The organism is Methylobacterium sp. E-065 (assembly GCF_022829605.1).
Taxonomy (GTDB): Bacteria; Pseudomonadota; Alphaproteobacteria; order Rhizobiales; family Beijerinckiaceae; genus Methylobacterium.
In genome coordinates, this window is record NZ_JAKSYD010000037.1 from 1 (window position 1) to 17,423 (window position 17,423).

General features: G+C 67.8%; 23 protein-coding genes. 11 read left to right on the plus strand and 12 right to left on the minus strand.

Annotated features, from left to right (window positions below; all coding sequences use genetic code 11):
- The first annotated feature begins 300 nt into the window (after positions 1 to 300).
- Genes MKK84_RS02505 through MKK84_RS02515 form a run of 3 tightly spaced genes read left to right on the plus strand, consistent with a single transcriptional unit; the run spans position 301 to position 1,757 of the window.
- The gene (locus tag MKK84_RS02505; RefSeq protein WP_243916458.1) at positions 301 to 573 is read left to right on the plus strand and encodes a BrnT family toxin; all 273 of its coding nucleotides are present in this window, start codon (positions 301 to 303) and stop codon (positions 571 to 573) included.
- A complete protein-coding gene (locus tag MKK84_RS02510) occupies positions 554 to 871 on the plus strand; it encodes a BrnA antitoxin family protein (protein ID WP_243916459.1) in 318 nt (105 codons plus the stop codon). The genes MKK84_RS02505 and MKK84_RS02510 overlap by 20 nt, the downstream gene beginning before the upstream one ends.
- Positions 872 to 875: 4 nt before the next feature.
- Entirely contained in the window at positions 876 to 1,757 is an 882-nt protein-coding gene (locus MKK84_RS02515; RefSeq protein ID WP_243916460.1) for a hypothetical protein, read from the plus strand.
- Here MKK84_RS02515 and MKK84_RS02520 read toward each other — a convergent pair.
- Positions 1,754 to 1,948 (minus strand): hypothetical protein, encoded by a 195-nt coding sequence (locus MKK84_RS02520; protein ID WP_243916461.1) that lies wholly within the window; start codon positions 1,946 to 1,948, stop codon positions 1,754 to 1,756. The genes MKK84_RS02515 and MKK84_RS02520 overlap by 4 nt on opposite strands.
- Before the next feature lie 36 nt (positions 1,949 to 1,984).
- Here MKK84_RS02520 and MKK84_RS02525 point away from each other — a divergent pair, with 36 nt between their 5' ends.
- The 3 genes from MKK84_RS02525 (at position 1,985) to MKK84_RS02535 (ending at position 3,321) form a co-directional block, all read left to right on the plus strand.
- Positions 1,985 to 2,347 (plus strand): hypothetical protein, encoded by a 363-nt coding sequence (locus MKK84_RS02525; RefSeq protein ID WP_243916462.1) that lies wholly within the window; start codon positions 1,985 to 1,987, stop codon positions 2,345 to 2,347.
- A gap of 249 nt (positions 2,348 to 2,596) precedes the next feature.
- Entirely contained in the window at positions 2,597 to 3,019 is a 423-nt protein-coding gene (locus MKK84_RS02530; RefSeq protein ID WP_243916463.1) for a DUF2059 domain-containing protein, read from the plus strand.
- A gap of 23 nt (positions 3,020 to 3,042) precedes the next feature.
- Positions 3,043 to 3,321 (plus strand): hypothetical protein, encoded by a 279-nt coding sequence (locus MKK84_RS02535; protein WP_243916464.1) that lies wholly within the window; start codon positions 3,043 to 3,045, stop codon positions 3,319 to 3,321.
- A gap of 77 nt (positions 3,322 to 3,398) precedes the next feature.
- Here the strand turns inward: MKK84_RS02535 and MKK84_RS02540 are convergent, their stop codons facing one another.
- The 4 genes from MKK84_RS02540 to MKK84_RS02555 form a co-directional block, all read right to left on the minus strand.
- A complete protein-coding gene (locus tag MKK84_RS02540; protein ID WP_243916465.1) occupies positions 3,399 to 3,680 on the minus strand; it encodes a DUF6894 family protein in 282 nt (93 codons plus the stop codon).
- Positions 3,681 to 3,757: 77 nt separating this feature from the next.
- Positions 3,758 to 5,038: an IS66 family transposase gene (gene tnpC, locus MKK84_RS02545; protein WP_243916466.1), complete on the minus strand. Its 1,281-nt coding sequence runs from the start codon at positions 5,036 to 5,038 to the stop codon at positions 3,758 to 3,760.
- 122 nt (positions 5,039 to 5,160) lie between these two features.
- Positions 5,161 to 5,427 carry a DUF6894 family protein gene (locus MKK84_RS02550; protein ID WP_243916467.1) on the minus strand — a complete coding sequence of 89 codons (267 nt, stop codon included), beginning with the start codon at positions 5,425 to 5,427 and terminating at the stop codon, positions 5,161 to 5,163.
- 214 nt (positions 5,428 to 5,641) lie between these two features.
- Positions 5,642 to 6,340, minus strand: coding sequence for a hypothetical protein (locus tag MKK84_RS02555; RefSeq protein ID WP_243916468.1), 699 nt, complete (start codon positions 6,338 to 6,340; stop codon positions 5,642 to 5,644).
- Positions 6,341 to 6,712: 372 nt separating this feature from the next.
- On the opposite strand from MKK84_RS02555, the gene MKK84_RS02560 reads away from it, so the two are divergent.
- The 3 genes from MKK84_RS02560 to MKK84_RS02570 all read left to right on the plus strand — a co-directional run bounded on the left by MKK84_RS02560 (position 6,713) and on the right by MKK84_RS02570 (position 8,506).
- Positions 6,713 to 7,222: a ferritin-like domain-containing protein gene (locus MKK84_RS02560; RefSeq protein ID WP_243916469.1), complete on the plus strand. Its 510-nt coding sequence runs from the start codon at positions 6,713 to 6,715 to the stop codon at positions 7,220 to 7,222.
- A 248-nt stretch (positions 7,223 to 7,470) separates the two neighbouring features.
- Entirely contained in the window at positions 7,471 to 8,115 is a 645-nt protein-coding gene (locus MKK84_RS02565) for a cysteine hydrolase family protein (protein WP_267353449.1), read from the plus strand.
- Between the two features lie 193 nt (positions 8,116 to 8,308).
- Positions 8,309 to 8,506, plus strand: coding sequence for a hypothetical protein (locus tag MKK84_RS02570; protein WP_243916471.1), 198 nt, complete (start codon positions 8,309 to 8,311; stop codon positions 8,504 to 8,506).
- 66 nt (positions 8,507 to 8,572) lie between these two features.
- Here MKK84_RS02570 and MKK84_RS02575 read toward each other — a convergent pair whose 3' ends face one another.
- Positions 8,573 to 9,343, minus strand: coding sequence for an SDR family NAD(P)-dependent oxidoreductase (locus tag MKK84_RS02575; protein WP_243916472.1), 771 nt, complete (start codon positions 9,341 to 9,343; stop codon positions 8,573 to 8,575).
- A 153-nt stretch (positions 9,344 to 9,496) separates the two neighbouring features.
- Here MKK84_RS02575 and MKK84_RS02580 point away from each other — a divergent pair, with 153 nt between their 5' ends.
- Positions 9,497 to 10,120 carry a TetR/AcrR family transcriptional regulator gene (locus MKK84_RS02580; protein ID WP_243916473.1) on the plus strand — a complete coding sequence of 208 codons (624 nt, stop codon included), beginning with the start codon at positions 9,497 to 9,499 and terminating at the stop codon, positions 10,118 to 10,120.
- Between the two features lie 47 nt (positions 10,121 to 10,167).
- Here the strand turns inward: MKK84_RS02580 and MKK84_RS02585 are convergent, their stop codons facing one another.
- The 5 genes from MKK84_RS02585 to MKK84_RS02605 all read right to left on the minus strand — a co-directional run bounded on the left by MKK84_RS02585 (position 10,168) and on the right by MKK84_RS02605 (position 14,897).
- Positions 10,168 to 10,512, minus strand: coding sequence for a DUF1330 domain-containing protein (locus tag MKK84_RS02585; protein WP_243916474.1), 345 nt, complete (start codon positions 10,510 to 10,512; stop codon positions 10,168 to 10,170).
- 83 nt (positions 10,513 to 10,595) lie between these two features.
- Entirely contained in the window at positions 10,596 to 11,288 is a 693-nt protein-coding gene (gene pyrF, locus MKK84_RS02590) for an orotidine-5'-phosphate decarboxylase (protein WP_243916475.1), read from the minus strand.
- 156 nt (positions 11,289 to 11,444) lie between these two features.
- Positions 11,445 to 12,062, minus strand: a complete 618-nt coding sequence (locus MKK84_RS02595) for a uracil-DNA glycosylase family protein (protein WP_243916476.1) — start codon at positions 12,060 to 12,062, stop codon at positions 11,445 to 11,447.
- Positions 12,063 to 12,197: 135 nt separating this feature from the next.
- Entirely contained in the window at positions 12,198 to 14,393 is a 2,196-nt protein-coding gene (locus MKK84_RS02600) for a xanthine dehydrogenase family protein molybdopterin-binding subunit (protein ID WP_243916477.1), read from the minus strand.
- Between the two features lie 48 nt (positions 14,394 to 14,441).
- Positions 14,442 to 14,897: a (2Fe-2S)-binding protein gene (locus MKK84_RS02605; RefSeq protein ID WP_243916478.1), complete on the minus strand. Its 456-nt coding sequence runs from the start codon at positions 14,895 to 14,897 to the stop codon at positions 14,442 to 14,444.
- A gap of 272 nt (positions 14,898 to 15,169) precedes the next feature.
- Between MKK84_RS02605 and MKK84_RS02610 the strand changes: the two genes are divergently transcribed.
- Positions 15,170 to 16,705: a sensor histidine kinase gene (locus tag MKK84_RS02610; RefSeq protein WP_243916479.1), complete on the plus strand. Its 1,536-nt coding sequence runs from the start codon at positions 15,170 to 15,172 to the stop codon at positions 16,703 to 16,705.
- On the opposite strand, the gene MKK84_RS02615 is transcribed toward MKK84_RS02610, so the two are convergent.
- Positions 16,702 to 17,118 carry an EVE domain-containing protein gene (locus MKK84_RS02615; protein WP_243916480.1) on the minus strand — a complete coding sequence of 139 codons (417 nt, stop codon included), beginning with the start codon at positions 17,116 to 17,118 and terminating at the stop codon, positions 16,702 to 16,704. The genes MKK84_RS02610 and MKK84_RS02615 overlap by 4 nt on opposite strands.
- Positions 17,119 to 17,423: the final 305 nt, after the last annotated feature.

A 17,423-nucleotide genomic window follows, 5' to 3' on the forward strand; every position in this document is an offset into this window, starting at 1 on the left:
TCCCGTTGACGGAAACAGGTTCCGTCTTGACTCCCGAGGGAGGTCATGGCTTGTGGGGAGCTGATGACTGGCCCCACAAGGCCCCAGGTTTTCAGCAGCCTCTTCCTTGCCGGGAAGGGGCTGTTGGCTTTTCAGGGTCTATCTCGCGGCGATGGTCTCCTGAATGGCGGCCGCGACTCGCTGAGGCGAGCCTAGCCGTGACCGCCCATGTCGGCCGGCAGCGGCGCTCAAGTCAACGCCCTTTTGTCGTAACGCCAGATATTCGTTGACGCCTATGATTTACGGCGTTACAAATAATCTATGGCGATCATATTCGACCCTGCGAAGAGAGACAGGACGCTCGCCGAGCGCGGTCTCGATTTCGCTGCGGCAGAAGAGGTGTTCGCCGGCCGCATCTTCACGTTCGATGACGAGCGTGAGGATTACGACGAGACCCGCCGCATCACCTTCGGCTTCCTGAATAGCCGCATGGTCGTGGTAGGCTGGACCCCGCGCGGCGCCGACCGACACGTCTTTTCCATGAGGAAGGCCAATGACCGAGAGCAAAGGAAATATGCCCCTCTCGTCCGGTAGCCCCTACGGCGAGACGGATTTTGCTAAGGTAGACGCGCACGAGATCACCGCGGCAGAGTACGACGAGCTGCCGGAGATCACCGACGAGATGGTTGCGCGCGGCGTGCCCGGCGACGGATCCGACTTGCCGAAGCGCGGGCGCGGTCGACCGCCGGTCGAGAACCCCAAGCAGCAGGTGACGATGCGTCTTGATGCGGATCTGATCGCGGCGATGCGGGCGAGCGGGCCGGGTTGGCAGGTGCGAGCGAACGACGTGCTGCGAGCGCAATTCCGCCGAGAGGACAGCGACGCGGCTTGAAGTCATGCCAACCATCGTTGAGCAGATCCAACGAGATGCATTGGATCCAGGCATACAAGTCAGCGCGCTTTTGCGCCGGGTTAAGCTCGCCGCCGCAAAACTTAAGCTCGGGGCTATCGAAGAGTGGGTTCAGCACGAGTTAACCGGATACTCTGGGAAGGCCCCTGATTATAGGACCGTTCACGGCATCCCTTCTGCCTACAACCCCATGCGTGGCATGATACCCCTTCAAATGGACGCTCAATCGGCGTCTATTCTGTCGACAATGCCGTGCATGGAGCCCGTAGCCGTCCTAGAAGATCTTGCGCTTCGGGATGACGGTCAAATAGTCATTCGATACCCACCAAAATTGCAGCAGAAATTACGGGATGGGGGAAGCTTCCCATTCCCTTACTATGGCATCGAGTGCGGTCGAGAGCAGCTTATGTCTGTCTTGGACGGTATAAGAAACGCCGTGCTCGATTGGGCCATCGAATTGGAGCGTGTGGGTATCCTCGGCTCCGAATTTTCTTTTAGCACCGAAGAGCGCGATAGAGCCAAGGAGCTTGCCGTGACCTACAACATTGGCAGCATCGGAAACTTCACCGGCAATCTCGGGAACGGAAACATCAGCGGCGATATAAATTCTGGAACGGTAGATGCCACTGGATGCGCGAACGTAATCCGACAGGTTGCACGCTCTGTTGACCAACTCGTTGAGGACGGGGTCAACGCGGACGATCTGCGCCAGGCCCTGAATGCAGCAAGTGTCGAGGCCGAGAAGGGGGGAGCGAACCCAAGCCGCTTACGGGCAGCGATGGTGGATCTCCGTGGCGTCCTGTCCAACGCTGCGGGCAGTCTCTTAGCTTCCGGCGCGGTCGAGGCAATTACGAAGCTGCTGAGTTAGGGGGACCCCCGACGACGGCTGTCTGCGTCCTCAGCCGCCACCGCCTCGACGGCGGCGATCACGTTCTCCAGTTCGGCGACCTGGCGCAGAACGCTCCCGGCCGGCAGCCCATCGTGTTCGGCCATAGCCAGGATGAGCGAGCGCTGGTGCGCCTTCAGGCGTTCGAGGAGAGCGTCTAGCTTGTCGGACATGCGCGGGCTGTAGCCGCGAGGGTGAGGAGCAGCAACGTGGCAAAAGCTATTCATCTGCTCTGCCGTCATGAAGGCGGTCGGTACCGGAACATGGTCCACCTTGAGGGCCAGACGTATCGCTCGGGTTGGTGGAAGATCTCGGAAGTCGATGCCCAGGCGCTCATCGGTGGCTGGATCTACCTGCACGAAGCCAAAGCTAAGCCTTCCGGGTTCGGTGGCTGTGTGGTCAGGGTCGTGCCTGCGGGGCCGGACGATGAGGGCGAGGGCGAGCGGTATGGCCTTATCTTCGAGGCCCACCAGAAGGGTCGCGATCAGGCCTGGCGCGGGGCTAGCCATGGCATGGCTTGGACAGGCGGTCTGGTGGAAGCCACCGCTCCGCACGAAGCTGCAAGCAGCTAGGCCGTAACGGTCCATGTCGGCCGGGCGGCACGGTTAAGTCAACGTTGGCATCCCAGTGGTCGACATCGATCCGGCCAACGCTATGGTGCTGCGACGTGCGGACGGCGATGGAGCCGGGTCGCGTCACCAACGCGAGCCAGCCTGCTGATGCGCTTCTCAACCGTTTTCGTCTGCCTGTCTGTCGGCGCCATGTTGCCTTGCGCCGCCATAGCTCAACCGGCTGCCACAGCCGCGCCGGACCCGGCTCTGGTGAAGGTCGCACGTGAGACGGTCGCGCAGATGCAAGGCGATCGCGCTGCGACGCTCAGCGCCATGGCTGGACCCATGGTCGGTATGATGCAGCAGATCGGCATCAAGGAGCCCGATAAGGCCCAGGTGCTGGTGCAGGAAGTCGTGATGCCGACCCTGACGGCACACTATGACGAACTCCTCGACATCCAGGCCCGCGGCTTCGCTACGGTGCTCGGTAAGGACGACCTTCAGGCGATCGCGGCGTTCTACGCCACCCCCACCGGCAAGCGCCTTGCAGCCGCCCAACCACAGCTCGCTCAGATCCAGCTCACCGGCATGCAGCAGTGGATGCAGGGGGTAGCTCCTGAGATGCAGAGCAAAATCGTCAAAGCGGTCCAAGCGCATGGATGGACGCCGGGCGGACAGGCAAAGCCGCGCTAAGCACGGGTGATCAACGTCAGGGAATGATCAGCGCGACCATGGCCGCCGGACAACCGACCGTCGCCGACTTGCGAAGGGCCGGTGTCATCAGCCGCCTGCGGGTCGTTAGGGTGATCGACGCCGACGCAAAGGCAGTAGTGGCCTCTGCCAAGCTCGTTACCTGTTTTGCGCAGGATCGCGCCGACGAAGCTGCTGCGGACGTGAAGGCATCTGAAGCCAAGCTCGCCAAGGCGGTCGGCAAACTCGGCGCCGAGAAGCTAAAGCCCGAGGAGCAGCGTCGCCGGCTCATAGAAGGCGCGTGACGCTGGTGCTAGCGAGGATGAGGCCGATTTTGATGTGGCTTTGAGCGGATCGCGAAGCTGAGGGCTCAAACCAAGCCCTAGCTAAACGGATCTTTCTCGGGTTCAGGTATTGGGACATTGCCCAACCACAGCCCTGTATATGTCATGGTTGCCGTGTAGACCGTCGCGTTGCTCTCGTCGCGTACAGACACAGTAAAGACTTGTGTGTCTCTTGACGCTTGTGGGATCGCATCCTTCGCAATTTGCGGCAATGCGCGCATAGCTTCATGCCTAACGACTGAAGGGCCGTTGCACTCAATACCTTCCGGATCTCGCCGAAGCACGTTACCGTCGTGGAAATCGAAGAAATAGCGCTGCACCTACACCTCCGTTCCTGTTTCGCCTACCGCTTAGCTTCATTGAATAACGTAATTACTCACCCCGGCAATTGCAGTGTTTAGGCGCCAACGGTCTTTAGGATGGTGCCGAAGGGACTGTGGCCTGTGAGGCGTGCTGTATCGACGACGGTTCGGATGGCGGCCTCGCCCTCGGCGGCCCACATCGCGCGGTAACCGTTGGTCATCTTCCGCTGGATGACCGCCGGGCGCAGCAGCCTCTCCGAGCCGTTGTTGGTCGGCTCGACCGCCCCGGGATGGGCGAGGAAGACGAGGAGCTGAGCGCGGGCTCGGCCGATCTTAGCCTGCAGGTCGCGGGTCAAGTCGCAGCCGCTCGGCGTGGCGAGGATGGCCCCGAGTTGTCGGTCAAGGCTCCGGCGCTTGGCTGCCAGGGTCGAGGTGGCCAAGGTAGTGACGCGCTCGGCCAGGGCGAACACGGAGGCCAGCCAGAGCTGCAGACGCCAGGGCACCGGATCGTCGCTCGCCTCGACGACGTAGGCGACGTCGCGGGCGAGATGGGCGAGGCAGGTCTGGTGTTCGGCCGCATGGCCCTGCTGAGCCGTGTAGCGGTCCGAGATCCACACCGCGGGCCGGTGCCCATCCATCATCTCCCGCACCACGATGGCGCCCCGCGTCGGCGAGGCCGTGTGCACCACGGCATTGGCCGCGTGGAACACCCAATGATAAGCGTTCGAGCCCTCGATCCGCACGCCGGTCTCGTCCGAGGCGACCACCGCGGCCTTGCGCAGGGCGGACACGGCGGCCTCGTGACCCGGATGGAAGCGGCTCTGCGCGCGCTGGAGCAGGTTCATCAGCCCGCCTTGGCTGAGGGTGAGACCAAACAGATCCGACAACGCCGCCTGCAGCCGCTCGTAGGAGAGCGCCTGGAAGGTCTTCAGATAGGTCGCCACCGCATGCAGCCGCGGGCCGAAGGGTGTGCCACGGGCCGCCTCCGGCACCGGTGCGACGACCCGAGCCCCGCAGGTCGGGCACTGCACGGCCAGCCGTTGATGCTGCGTCACGACCGGGGCCACCTCCGGCAGCTCGATCCGCTCAGACACGCTCACGAGTTCGGAGGGAAGATCTCCGTGCAGGGCGCCGCCGCAGCACGCGCAGCGATCAGGACGATGCTCGACGACGGCGTCGGGATCGTCGCTCATCACCCGGCTGTGGCCCTCGTGGCCGGGCTTGGCCCCGCCGGGCTTGGATTGCTCGCGCCGCTCCTTGCGGTCGGTCGCCGGTGGCTTCGAGGAGGTGCGCGGGGTCTTGTCCGGACGCTGCAGCCGCAGAACCAGCTCGATCAGCTCCTCGCGGCTCAACCGCTCAAGATCGCTGCGCCCCATCCCACGAGGGAATCAGCGAAACTCAACCCGCGCAAGGGCCTGGGTAATTACTGAATAACAGCGGATCGTGATCACTGAAGTCTGCTGGGAAGATATTTGCGAGTAAGTCGGCCTATAACAGACTAAAGGGTTCGTTCCTGATTTCCTAGGCAACTCACTGCTGGGGACGGCGTTACGAAGAAATCCAACCTAAATAGTATCAGTCCCGTTCCATCCGTGACTTCCATCCGCCATTCTTTACCGAGACTTTCTAGCCTTGCGCCTTCTTCGAGAAGCACTCCAGCATACCGGATAGCTTCCCTTCGCGCGAACATAACATCTGGTAGCTCGACACCTTTTTTATCCAGCAGGGTCACACCGTCATAGACGTTGAAGTGGTAGCGCGGCACGCAGGTCTCCGCCAATTCCCGGCGGGGCTTGATGCCCTCATCCGCGCCAAGCCGAGATCAGACGGTGCGGTTGGGCGGGTGATGCCACGCCTCGACCTTGCACAACCCCAAAAAATGACGGGGATTGACTGCGACCTAGCACCACCCCGTTTAGCGTTCGCCCCCTACAAAGGCTCGCGCTGGCGTATGTGCGAATGGTATAACCGCCAATCATTTACAGGCTACCAGGCGCCGGTATCCGTCCTATGACGAGGTATTGTGCCCCACACCGATTATAGGATGGCAGACTACTCTTCGCCGCTGTGACCCGATGCAAGATGCGCTGATCCGCAAGCTCGAAAGCTTCGGTGAACAGACCGCTCAGGCGGCTTTGCCGGGCGGAAAAGCGGAACTCGTTTTCCCGCGAGCGGGGATCGTTGCGGAACGGGATGCCGCCGAAATCGGTGCCGACATCCGAGTCGAGGTTGGGATGGCGGACGATGCCCGCCAGTTCGAAGAAGCCGCCCGGGGTGAAGCAGACCGCCGGCCCCAGGGCGTAGCTGCCGGCGTTGCAGGCGAGGTCGTTGGCGAGGATGACCGGCATGTGCGCGCTCACGACCGGGCGCGCCCCGCCGGGGCCGCCCACCTGGGCCACGCGCTGCTGATGCTCGGTGCGGGCGGCCAGGCGCGCCTGCTCCCGCGACAGCACTCGGCGCTCCCGGGCCTCCCCGGCGATCGCGGCCCGCTGCGTGCCGGATTGCCGGCGCAGGGCAGCGAGTTCCTGCTGCATGGCGAGCATCTGGCGCTGCATCGCGTCCATCCGGGCCGCCATCTCGGCGACGCTCTGGGCCTGGGCCGGCAGGGCCCCGAGGCCGAGGGCGAGCCCGGTCGCGGCCGCTGTGGCGCGGGTGCTCGGCAGGATCAGGCGCAGCATGGGCACTCAGCCGAGGAGGTGGGGATCCCTGGGGTCGGATCCGGGGCGAACACCCCAAAGTGGTGGGATGCCACATACGACGCTCGCACGACGACGCGCCGCAGGGTACCCCGGCGGCGGAGGGAAACCGTCCGCCGCCCGCCGGTTCCAAACCGCTGTGGCGCTGCCGCCACGGCGGATAACCCGTTGTCAAAACACATGTTAAAGTCACGGCTCGGGACGGCGCCGCCACGGCGTCGGGTCGGCCCGCCATCGCCATGCGGCGCCCGCGACCTCCTGCCCGGGGTGCGTGGCCAGGAACTTGGCCGTGCGGCGCCTGCGTTCCCTGATTGAATGGGACCCCAGAGCCCGCACCGCAACACAGGTTTCACCATGACCACGGACGTACGCGAGATCTACGTCACGGCCCTCAAGAACACCCATGCCGTCGAGATGCAGGCGCTGCAGATCATGGAGCGGCAGGTCGAGCGCCTGGAGCGCTATCCGGAGATGGAGCAGGCCCTGCGTCGCCACATCGCCGAAACGCACGGCCAGCGCGACCGCCTGGAGGAGGCGCTCCAGAGCCTGGGCAACAGCCCCTCGGCCCTCAAGGAAGGGTTTTTGGGCTTTGTCGGCAACATGATGGCTTTGGGTCACGCCCCGGCCCAGGACGAGATCCTGAAGAACACCTACGCCAACCATGCCTTCGAGAATTTCGAGATCGCGGCCTACGAGTCGCTGCTCGTCATCGCCGATGCCGCCGGCCAGCAGGGGCACCGGACGGCGTTCCAGCAGTCGCTCAAGGAAGAGCAGGGCATGGCGGAGGCGGTGCGGAAGCTGATCGGGCCGACCACCGAGCGCTACCTCCAGCTGACCACGTCCGGCCAGAAGGCCGACCGGTAGGGTTCGCAGCGTCGAAGCGGACGCCAGCTCGGCGTACAAGAGCGCGTCGACGCAAGGATTCGGGGCCGCGCCCGGTCGCAACACGATCGGGCGCGGCCTTGTGCATGATGGAGCCGCATCCAGCTGGAGGGCACACCGCGTGCCTTCGGTGCGACGTGGCAGCGCGTTCCGCACGGCATCGACTTCGCCGCCGCGCCGGCCCCCATTCTGCTGCAGGAACTCCCCCCGCGCTGCCTGATTGCGCGGTCATGGGACCTGGAAACGCACGACCGACGGACCGCCACGCTCAGGAAGCCGGGTCTTCCGCCAAACCGTTGGGAGACGGGTGCGTCCATCTCTGCGTGGACATGCAGCGCATGTTCGCCGAATCCACCGACTGGCAGACCCCATGGATGCCGCGGGTCCTGCCGCATGTGTGCCGCCTCGCCGCGGCGCATCCGGAGCGGACCATCTTCACCCGCTTCATTCCCGCCGCCCGGCCGGGCGAGGGGCGCGGCACCTGGGCGACCTACTCGCAGCGCTGGGCCGACATGACCCGCCAGCGCCTCGACCCGGACCTGATCGATCTGGTCCCGGATCTCGCCCGGCTCGTCCCGCCCGCCGAGGTCATCGACAAGGCCGTCTACTCGCCCTGGCTGGACACGGATCTCGATGAGCGCCTGTGCGCCCGGGGGGCCGACACCCTGATCATCACCGGGGCCGAAACGGATGTCTGCGTTCTGTCCGCAGTGCTCGGCGGCGTCGATCTCGGCTACCGCATCGTGCTGGCCACCGACGCCCTGTGCAGTTCCTGCGACGAGGCGCATGACGCGCTGCTGCTGATGTACCGCGTGCGCTACGGCCATCAGGTCGAGACGCTGACCACCGCGGAGATCCTCGACCGCTGGCGGTGAGCGGCGCGGGCCGCGCACGGCTCCGAACCAGTTACGGCCGAGCTCAAACGAGGTCAGCGCCGGTCGGTTCCATCGACCTCCAACCTCCGAATACGCGAGACCTCCGAAACCGGGCACGAAAAACAGTCGCACCGCGCGAACCTGTGGCCGATGTGACCGTTATGTCTCCAAACACCGTATCGGAGGACAGGTTATGGCCAAGCACGAGATCCTCGGCTACTTCGAGCACCGCCGCGACGGCGCCTGGATCTGCACCCGGCCCTTCACCCTGACGACGCGGGATGCCAGCATCGATATCCGCCAGGGCATGCGGTTCGATTACGGCAAGCGGATCGGCGGCGTCGATCTCGCCGAGTACCTCGAGCGCCTGGGCTCGCAGTTCGGTTCGTAAGCGCGAACCGCCTTCAAACGCGTCGGACACACGTGGCGCCGGACGAGGTCCGGCGCCTTTTCGCGTTCAGGCGCCGCCCCACTGCATCGTCAGCCCGCCATCGACCACCAGGGTGTGGCCCGTCACGTAGGCGGAGGCATCCGAGGCGAGATAGAGGATCGCCCGGGCGATCTCCTCCGGCTGGCCGGCCCGGTGGAACGGGATCCGCTCCAGGGACTGGTCGAGTTTCTCCGGATTATCGAACCGGTCGGCGGTCATCGGGGTCTCGATCAGGCCCGGAGCGACGCTGTTGACGTTGATCCGGTCCTCGGCGAGTTCCCGCGACAGGGAGCGGCACAGGGAGCCGAGCCCGGCCTTCGACATGCCGTAGGGCGCGCTCTCGGGCGTCGGCAGGTGCTGGGCCACGGACGAGACGAATACGATCTTGCCGTTGCCCCCTTGCGCCTTGCGCATCTTGATGAACGGGCGGGCGCAGAACAGCGGGCCCATCAGGTTCACCCGCAGGATCCGCTCCAGCAGCGCGTCGTCCATCTCGGCCACCGGCACGCCGCTCATGGCCTGGCCGGCATTCGCCACCAGGACGTCGAGGGTACCGAACTCGCTGCCGATCCGGTCGAAGGCCGCGTTCACCGCCGCCGGATCGCCGACATCGAGCTGCAGCACCAAGGCCCGCCACCCGGCGGCCTCGACCCGGGCGGCAGTCTCGCGGATGCCGGCCTCGTCGGTGTGGTAGGTGATCGCCACGTCGGCCCCCTCCCGGGCGAACAGCTCGGCGGTCGCCTGCCCGATGCCAGAATCGGCTCCGGTGATCAGGGCACGGGTGTCGGTCAACGTCATCGCTCATCCCTCGCAGGTGCCGCGGTCGCGGCCGGATGCGGGGGCAATGGGTGCCGCCGGACCCGGTTCCGCGCGGCGCGCACCGGCCGCAGGGGAACCTCCGCCGGGCCGGCGTCTTTGACGCTCCGCGCCCGCATGCCCTAGTGAGGACGCATGTCCCTGGCTGACACGATTCCCTGCCCGGCGGAGGAGAGCGCACCCGATACGCGCAGCCGCATCCTCGCGACGGCGGACGCGTATTTCCGCGAGATCGGCTACCAGAAGACGACGGTGGCCGACATTGCCCGTACGCTCAAGATGAGCCCGGCCAACGTCTACCGCTTCTTCGACTCGAAGAAGGCGATCAACGAGGCGGTGCTGGAGCGCCTGATCGGCGAGGTCGAGGCGCTGATCTCGGAGATCGCCGACCGGCCGGGCCTCGACCCGACCGCCCGGTTCGTGGCGGCGATCGAGACCCTGCACCGCGACTGCACCCGGCGCTGCGAGGCGTTTCCCCGGCTGCACGAGATGATCGAGGCGGCGATGGCGGAGAGCTGGGATGTCTGCCGCCACCACGTCGCCCGGATCACCGCCGGGATCGAGCGCATCATCGTCGAAGGCGTGGCCCGCGGCATCTTCGAGGCCGCCGATCCCGCCGAGGCGGCGGCCTGCGTCCACGCCGCGATCGCCCGCTACACGCATCCGGTGCTGGTCGGGAAGTCGCCGCTCCAGCCGGCACCGTCGGTGGAGGCCATGACGGCGTTCCTGCTGCGGAGCCTGGCGCCGGCGCGGCGCTGACGCTCGGCCTTTCGCTCCACCCGAGGACTACCGGAACGGATCGCGTCCTACTCGGACGCCGCCGCGGCCTCCGGCGCCGGCTCGGAGACGCTGGGCTGCGGGCCGTCATAGCCCTCGATCACCAAAATCTCGGCCTCGACGCCGCCGCGCTGCTTGGCCTTGGCGGCCTGGTAGAGATCGGAGTTCCAGCAGGCGAGGGCGTCGGCGTAGCTCGGGAACTCGATCACCACGTTGCGGGAGCGGGCCGGTCCCATCACCGCCTCGTGGGCGCCGCCGCGCACGAGGAAGCGCCCGCCGAACTTGGCGAAGGCCGCGCCGTTGGCCGCCACGTAGTCCTTGTAGGCCTCCGCGTCGCGGACATCGACCCGCGCGATCCAATAGCCCTTCGTCATGCTGCGTCTCCTGCCCTGCCGAGCCCATTGGATCTTGCCGAGCGAAGTGGCTCCGGGCCGCACGAAAGCAATCCCCGTCCTGATCAGGCCATCTCCGCCACGATCGCCTGCGCCACCGCGCGGGGATCGGCGGCGCCGGTGATCGGGCGCCCGACCACGACATGGTCGATCCCGGCCTTCCGGGCTTCGCCGGGGGTCATCACCCGCTTCTGGTCGCCGGCCTCCGCGCCCGCCGGGCGAATCCCCGGGGTGACGATCAGCCGGTCCGGCCCGACGATCCGCCGGACCGCGCCGGCTTCCGCCGCCGAGCAGACGAGGCCGTCGATGCCGATCTCGGCGGCCTGGGCGGCGCGTTGGGCCACCAGCTCCGCCACCGGCAGGCCGTAGCCGGCCTCGGCGGCGTCGGCATCGTCGTAGGAGGTCAACACCGTCACGGCGAGGATCTTCAGCCCCGCCCCCCGGCCACGAACCGCCGCCCGCATGGTCTGCGGGTAGGCGTGCACGGTGAGGAAGGTGGCGCCCGAGCTGGAAGCCGAGCGCACTCCCGCCTCGACGGTGTTGCCGATGTCGTGGAGCTTCAGGTCGAGGAAGATCTTGAGGCCCCGCGCCGCCAGACGCTCGGCGAGCGCGAGGCCGCCCGCGTAACCGAGCTGATAGCCGATCTTGTAGAAGGTCGCGGCATCGCCGATCCGGTCGATCAGCGCCTCGGCCTCGGGCACGCCCGGCAGGTCGAGGGCCACGATCAGGCGGTCGCGGGGGTCGGCGGTCTCGGGCATCGGGTGTCCTTCCGGGTCGCGGCACGGATCACGGCCGGGCGAGGCCTGTCAATGCGACGGGGCTCCGACGGCGCCGTCCCTGACCCCGCGCTCACGCTGCCCGAGAGATCTGGGATGCACATCTGGTCGCGGCTTGGACGAGACCTCGACAGACCCTCACCCCGCCAGCACCCGCGCCACCTCCGCCTTCAGCACCGGCAGCAGCTCCGCCTCGAACCAGGGCTCGCGCTTGAGCCAACCATTGTTGCGCCAGGACGGGTGGGGCAGGGGGAGCACCCGCGGGCGCCGGGGCTCGGCCAGGATCTCCCGCCAGCGCCGCACCGTGCCGGTGAGCCCATCCTCCAGCTTACCCAGGTGCCATCCTTGCGCGTACTGGCCGATCACCAGGGTCAGTTCGAGGTCCGGCAGCCCGGAGAACAGCTCCGCCCGCCAGCGCTCGGCGCATTCCCGGCGGGGCGGCCGGTCGCCACCCTTGGCGTCCAGCCCGGGGAAGCACGCGCCCATCGGCACGATGGCGACCCGGGCGGCATCGTAGAACCGCGCCTCGTCGAGGCCGAGCCAGGACCGCAGCCGGACGCCCGAGGGATCCATGAACGGCATCCCGGTCCGGTGGGCGCGGGTGCCGGGGGCTTGGCTGGCGATGCAGAGGCGCGCCCCGGTGCTGCCCTGGACGATCGGCCGGGGCTCCTGGGGCAGGGGCGGGCCGTAGAGCGGGCTGTCCCGGCAGAGGCGGCAGGCGCGCAGTCGCGCGGCGGTGTCGTCGAAGGCGGGCATGACCCGGACATGGCGCATCGGCGCACAAAAAAGAAACGGCGCGGTGTCGCGCCGCGCCGTTGTCAGTCGGTCTCTTGTCTTGGGGGAAGACCCCTCCGTCCTACGCCGATGCGCGGCAGCGGGCCGTGCGATTTCTCACGCGCCCTTCACGCCGGAGAGGTCGAGCGGCAGGGAGCGCAGGCGCCGGCCGGTGGCGGCGAAGACCGCATTGGCGATCGACGGACCGAGAACGGGCACCCCCGGCTCGCCGATCCCGGTCGGCGCCACCTGGCTCGGCACGATGTGGACCTCGACCTTCGGCATCTCGCTCATCCGGGTCGGCTCGTAGGCGTCGAAATTGTGCTCCTGCACTTGGCCGTCCTTGAGGGTGATGCGGTTGCGCAGCACCGCCGACAGGGCGAAGCCGACCGCGCCCTCGACCTGGGCGCGGATCACGTCCGGGTTGACCGGAACGCCGACATCCACCGCGGCCACGATCCGGTTGACCCGGATCGCCGCGTCCTGCGCGGTCACGTCCGCCACCATGGCGACGTAGGAGCCGAAGGATTCGTGGACCGCCACCCCGAGGCCGCGGCCCGGCTCCCGCGGCTTGGCGCTCCAGCCGGCCTTCTCGGCGGCGAGCTTCAGCACGCCGGACAGGCGCGGCGCCTGGGCCAGGAGGGAGAGCCGGTAGGCCACCGTATCGACATTGGCGGCATGGGCCAGTTCGTCGATCATCACCTCCATCACGTGGGCCGTGTGGGTGTGGCCGACCGAGCGCCACCACAGGACGGGCACGCCCTCGCGGCCGTTATGGACGCCGAACCGGTAGGCCGGCAGCGCGTAGGGCGTGTCGGAGGCGCCCTCCACGGTGGTCGAGTCGATGCCGTTCTTGACGATCATCGCCTCGAAGGGCGAGCCGATCATGATCGACTTGCCGACCATGACGTGGTCCCAGCCGACCACCGCGCCCTTGGCGTCGATGCCGGCCCGGACCTTGTGCAGCACGGTCGGCCGGTAATAGCCGCCGGCCATGTCGTCCTCGCGGGTCCAGACGAGGTGGATCGGGGCCTTCTCGCCCGATGCCTTGAAGACGGCGGCCGCCTCCGCGAGGTAGTCGGCCGTCGGCGTCGCCCGGCGCCCGAACGAGCCGCCGGCCCAGTTGCTGTGCAGCCGCACCCGGTCGGCCGTCACGCCGAGGATCGCCGCCATGGTGGCCTGCTCGACGGTCTGGAACTGGAAGCCGGCGTAGACGTCGTAGCCGCCGTCGGCCGCCTTCTCGATCGTGGCGTTTAGGGGCTCCATCGCGGCGTGCGCGAGGTACGGGAAGGTGAACTCGGCCTCGACGACCTTGGCCGCGCTCTTGAGCGCCGCCTGCGGATCGCCGCGCTCGGACGCCGTGAGGCCGGGCCCTTTGGCCCGCTCCCGGTACTCGGCGAGGATCGCGTCGGACGAGCGGGTCTCGGCGGTGCTGTCGTCCCAGGCGACGGTCAGCGCCTCGCGGCCCTTCATGGCCGACCACGTGTCGCGGGCGATCACCGCCACGCCGGTCGGCACCTGCACCACGTCGAGCACGCCCGGGACCTTGCGAGCAGCGGCGGCGTCGAAGCTCTTCACGGTGGCGCCGAAGCGCGGCGCCCGGGCCACCACGGCGGTGACCTGATTGGGGCGGCGGATATCCAAAGAATAGACCGCCGTGCCGTCGGTCTTGGCGACGGAATCGAGGCGCGGGATCGTCTGGCCGATCAGCCGCCACTCGCTCGGGTCCTTGAGCCGCGGCTCGGACGGCACCGGCAGCGAGGCGGCCGAGGCTGCGAGCTCCCCGAACCGGGCCTGACGGCCGGACGGGCCGTGGCGCACGACGTTGTCGGCGACCGTGATCTCGGAGACCGGCACCTTCCAGCGGAAGGCGGCCTCGGCCATCAGCATCTCGCGGGCGGCGGCGCCGGCCTTGCGCAGCTGGAACCAGGAATTGGCCACCGCGGTGGAGCCGCCGGTGCCCTGGATCGGGCCCATCAGGCTGTTGTTGTAGAGCGTCGCGTCAGCAGGCGCGAACTCGGTGCGGACCTTCGCCCAGTCGGCGCCCAGCTCGTCGGCCAGGATCGTGGCGAGCCCGGTCGTGTTCCCCTGGCCCATGTCGAGGTGCTTGATCACCACCGTCACGGTGTCGTCCGCGCCGATGCGCACGAAGGCGTTGGGCTGCGCCTTCACGTCGGCGAGGTTCGGTCCGGCGGCCGCGCGGGCAGCTTTCGGGTCGAGCCGGAACGCCACCACGAGGGCACCGGCGCCGGCCAGCAGGCCGCGGCGGCTGGGACGGGCGGGGAGGGGGCTCGGTCGACGGGCATTCAGCATGGCGAGGCTCCGGTCAGGACCGCGGAGGGAAGGTGGTGCCGGGGCGGATCAGGCGAGGCTGCGCGCGGCTTCGTGAATCGCCGCGCGGATGCGCTGATAGGTGCCGCAGCGGCAGATGTTGCCGTCCATGGCGCCGTCGATGTCGGAGTCGCTCGGCTTGGCGTTGCCTGCGAGCAGGCCGATGGCCGACATGATCTGGCCGGACTGGCAGTAGCCGCACTGGACCACGTCGAGCTTGCGCCACGCGGCCTGGACCGCGTCTGCGACCCGGCCGTTGACGCCCTCGATGGTGGTCACCTGCGCGGTGCCGACATCGCCGAGCTTGGTCTGGCAGGCGCGGACCGGCTGGCCGTCGAGATGGACCGTGCAGGCGCCGCATTGCGCGATGCCGCAGCCGTATTTGGTGCCGGTGGCATCGAGCCGGTCGCGCAGGACCCAGAGCAGCGGCATATCGGGATCGGCGTCGATCTCGTGCGCGACGCCGTTGACGGTGAGCTTCGGCATGATCGGCGCCCTCTGATCGTCACGTGAGCCCGGGCGCCCCGGATGGCGGCGCACCGCGTGATTGGCCGGACCGTCGAGTCCTCAACCGTAACGAGCGCCGCCGCCGGCGGGATGTGCGCGATCGCACACGGAGCCCGGAGATCGGTCAGCCTCGCCACAGCCTGGGATGCTTAAGATCCGAGCGATACCGGCAGCGGCTTCTTAACATATCCGCCGCATCCTTGAGGAGCGAATCCCGGCCGACACCGCCACCTCCGAGTTTCAAGACGCGTATGCCCAATCTCACTGTCGAGATGGTCCAGCGCGGTCGCGGCCCCTCGACGGAGGAGGCCGCCCGCCGCCTCGGAGTCGCCCGCGAGATCCGCTCGGCGCGCGAGAAGCTGACCTCGCTGACCGGCCTGGAACGGGCCTTCGACTACGAGCTGCTGCGCCACTACGCGCAGTACCGGGCCGGGGCCGGCATCCCGCTGGCGGGCTTCGCGGCGGTGCTCGCCGCGGCGGCGACGTTCTGGATCGCGGCGCCGGTGGCCATGGGCTGGGCGTTCGGCGTTGTCCTGATGATCCTGCTCAACACGACGCTGAGCCGGCGCTTCCTGCACGCCGATCCCGAGACGATCCCCCTGCGGTACTGGCGCCGCCGCTTCCTGATCGGCGAGGTGCTGCAGAGCCTGTCGTGGGCGGCGATGATCGGGCTCGGCGCCACGGACGGCTGGACTTTCGCGCTGCTCGGCCTCGTCATCGCCTCGGCGGTCACCACCATGCTGGCCGCGACGGTGCCGCTCGCGGCCGTCGCCGCCCTGGTACCGCTGGCGCTGGCCACCGCGTCGCTGGCCAGCTTCTCCCGTTCGGCGGACGGGCTCCTGCTCGTGACGATGGCGGGCGGCGCGCAGCTGTTCTTCCTCGGCCTGTCCCGTCGCCTCTACGCCGCCACGATGGGCGCCCTGCGCTCGCGCGCCGAGAAGGATGCGGTGTTCGGCGAGTTGGAGCAGGCCAAGGCCAATTCCGACGAGGCCCGCCGCCGGGCCGAGGAGGCGAACCTCGCCAAGTCCCGGTTCCTGGCCACGATGAGCCACGAGCTGCGCACGCCGCTCAACGCCATCCTGGGCTTCTCGGAGGTGATGAAGAACGAGGTGTTCGGCACCCACACCGCACCGTCCTACCGGGAATACTCCAACGACATCCACGACAGCGGGATGCACCTGCTCAACCTGATCAACGAGATCCTCGATCTCTCGCGGATCGAGGCCGGGCGCTACGAGCTGAACGAGGAGCCGGTGCAGCTCGCCCACGTGGTCGAGGAGTGCCGCCACATGATGGGCCTGCGCGCCAAGGCCAAGAACCAGACCTTCCACGACCTCGTGGACGGCACCCTGCCGCGGCTCTGGGCGGACGAGCGCGCCTTGCGCCAGATCGTGCTGAACCTCCTGTCGAACGCCGTGAAGTTCACGCCGCCCGGCGGCGAGATCTGGCTGAAGGTCGGCTGGACCGCCTCGGGTGGACAATACGTCTCGGTCAAGGACAGCGGCCCCGGCATTCCCGAGGACGAACTCGGCACCGTCCTGTCCTCGTTCGGGCGCGGCTCGCTGGCGATCAAGACCGCCGAGCAGGGCTCGGGGCTCGGCCTGCCGATCGTAAAGGGGCTGGTGGAGCTGCATGGCGGCCAGTTCCAGCTCAGCTCGAAGCCCCGCGAGGGCACCGAGGTGGTGGTGACCCTGCCGGTCTCCCGGGTGATGGACACGCTGGCGCCGGTCGAGATCGACGCCGAGCCCGCGGCACCGGCCCGGGGTGCCCTCAACCGGGCGGCTTAGCCAAGTCCACCCAGGACACGCACCCGGGCCCATTCGGTCTCGGTCACCGGCTGCACCGACAGGCGGGAATTGTTCACCAGCACCATGTCGGCGAGCGCCGGATCGGCCTTGATGGCGTCGAGCGTCACCGGGCGCGGCAGCGCCTCCAGGGCACGCACGTCGACCATGCCGAAGCGGCCGGTCTCGTCGGTATGGTCCGGGTAATAAGGCCGGATCACCTCCACGATGCCGACCACCGCCTTGCCCTCGTTCGAGTGGTAGAAGAAGCCCTGCTCGCCGACCTGCATGGCCATCAGGTGCTTCTTGGCGAGGTGGTTGCGCACCCCGTTCCAGAACGTGCCCACCGCGCCGGCCGCGACCTGCTGATCCCACGACCAGGTCGCAGGCTCGGATTTGAACAGCCAGTACGCCATCGCCGCATCCCCACCGGCCGCCCGGTTCGGCGGCGCACCCGTCTTGGAGCCTCTCACACAACGCCCGCCGCGCCGTCGCCTGCGGCGGCAGGGCTCCCGGTGATCGGACGTTGTGTGAGAGGCTCTTAGATCTGGGCCCGATCGCATGGCAATCGCGCGCGGCTCTAACAGGCTGCTGCAAAAGTCGCTGGCGGCTTGTCTGGTGAGATGATTCACTCTGTCGGGGAGATCGGCGGGGTTTGAGCGATGCGCGGGCGTGAAGAGGGATCGGCCAACCTGTTCAGCTACGTCCGGCTTGAGGACCG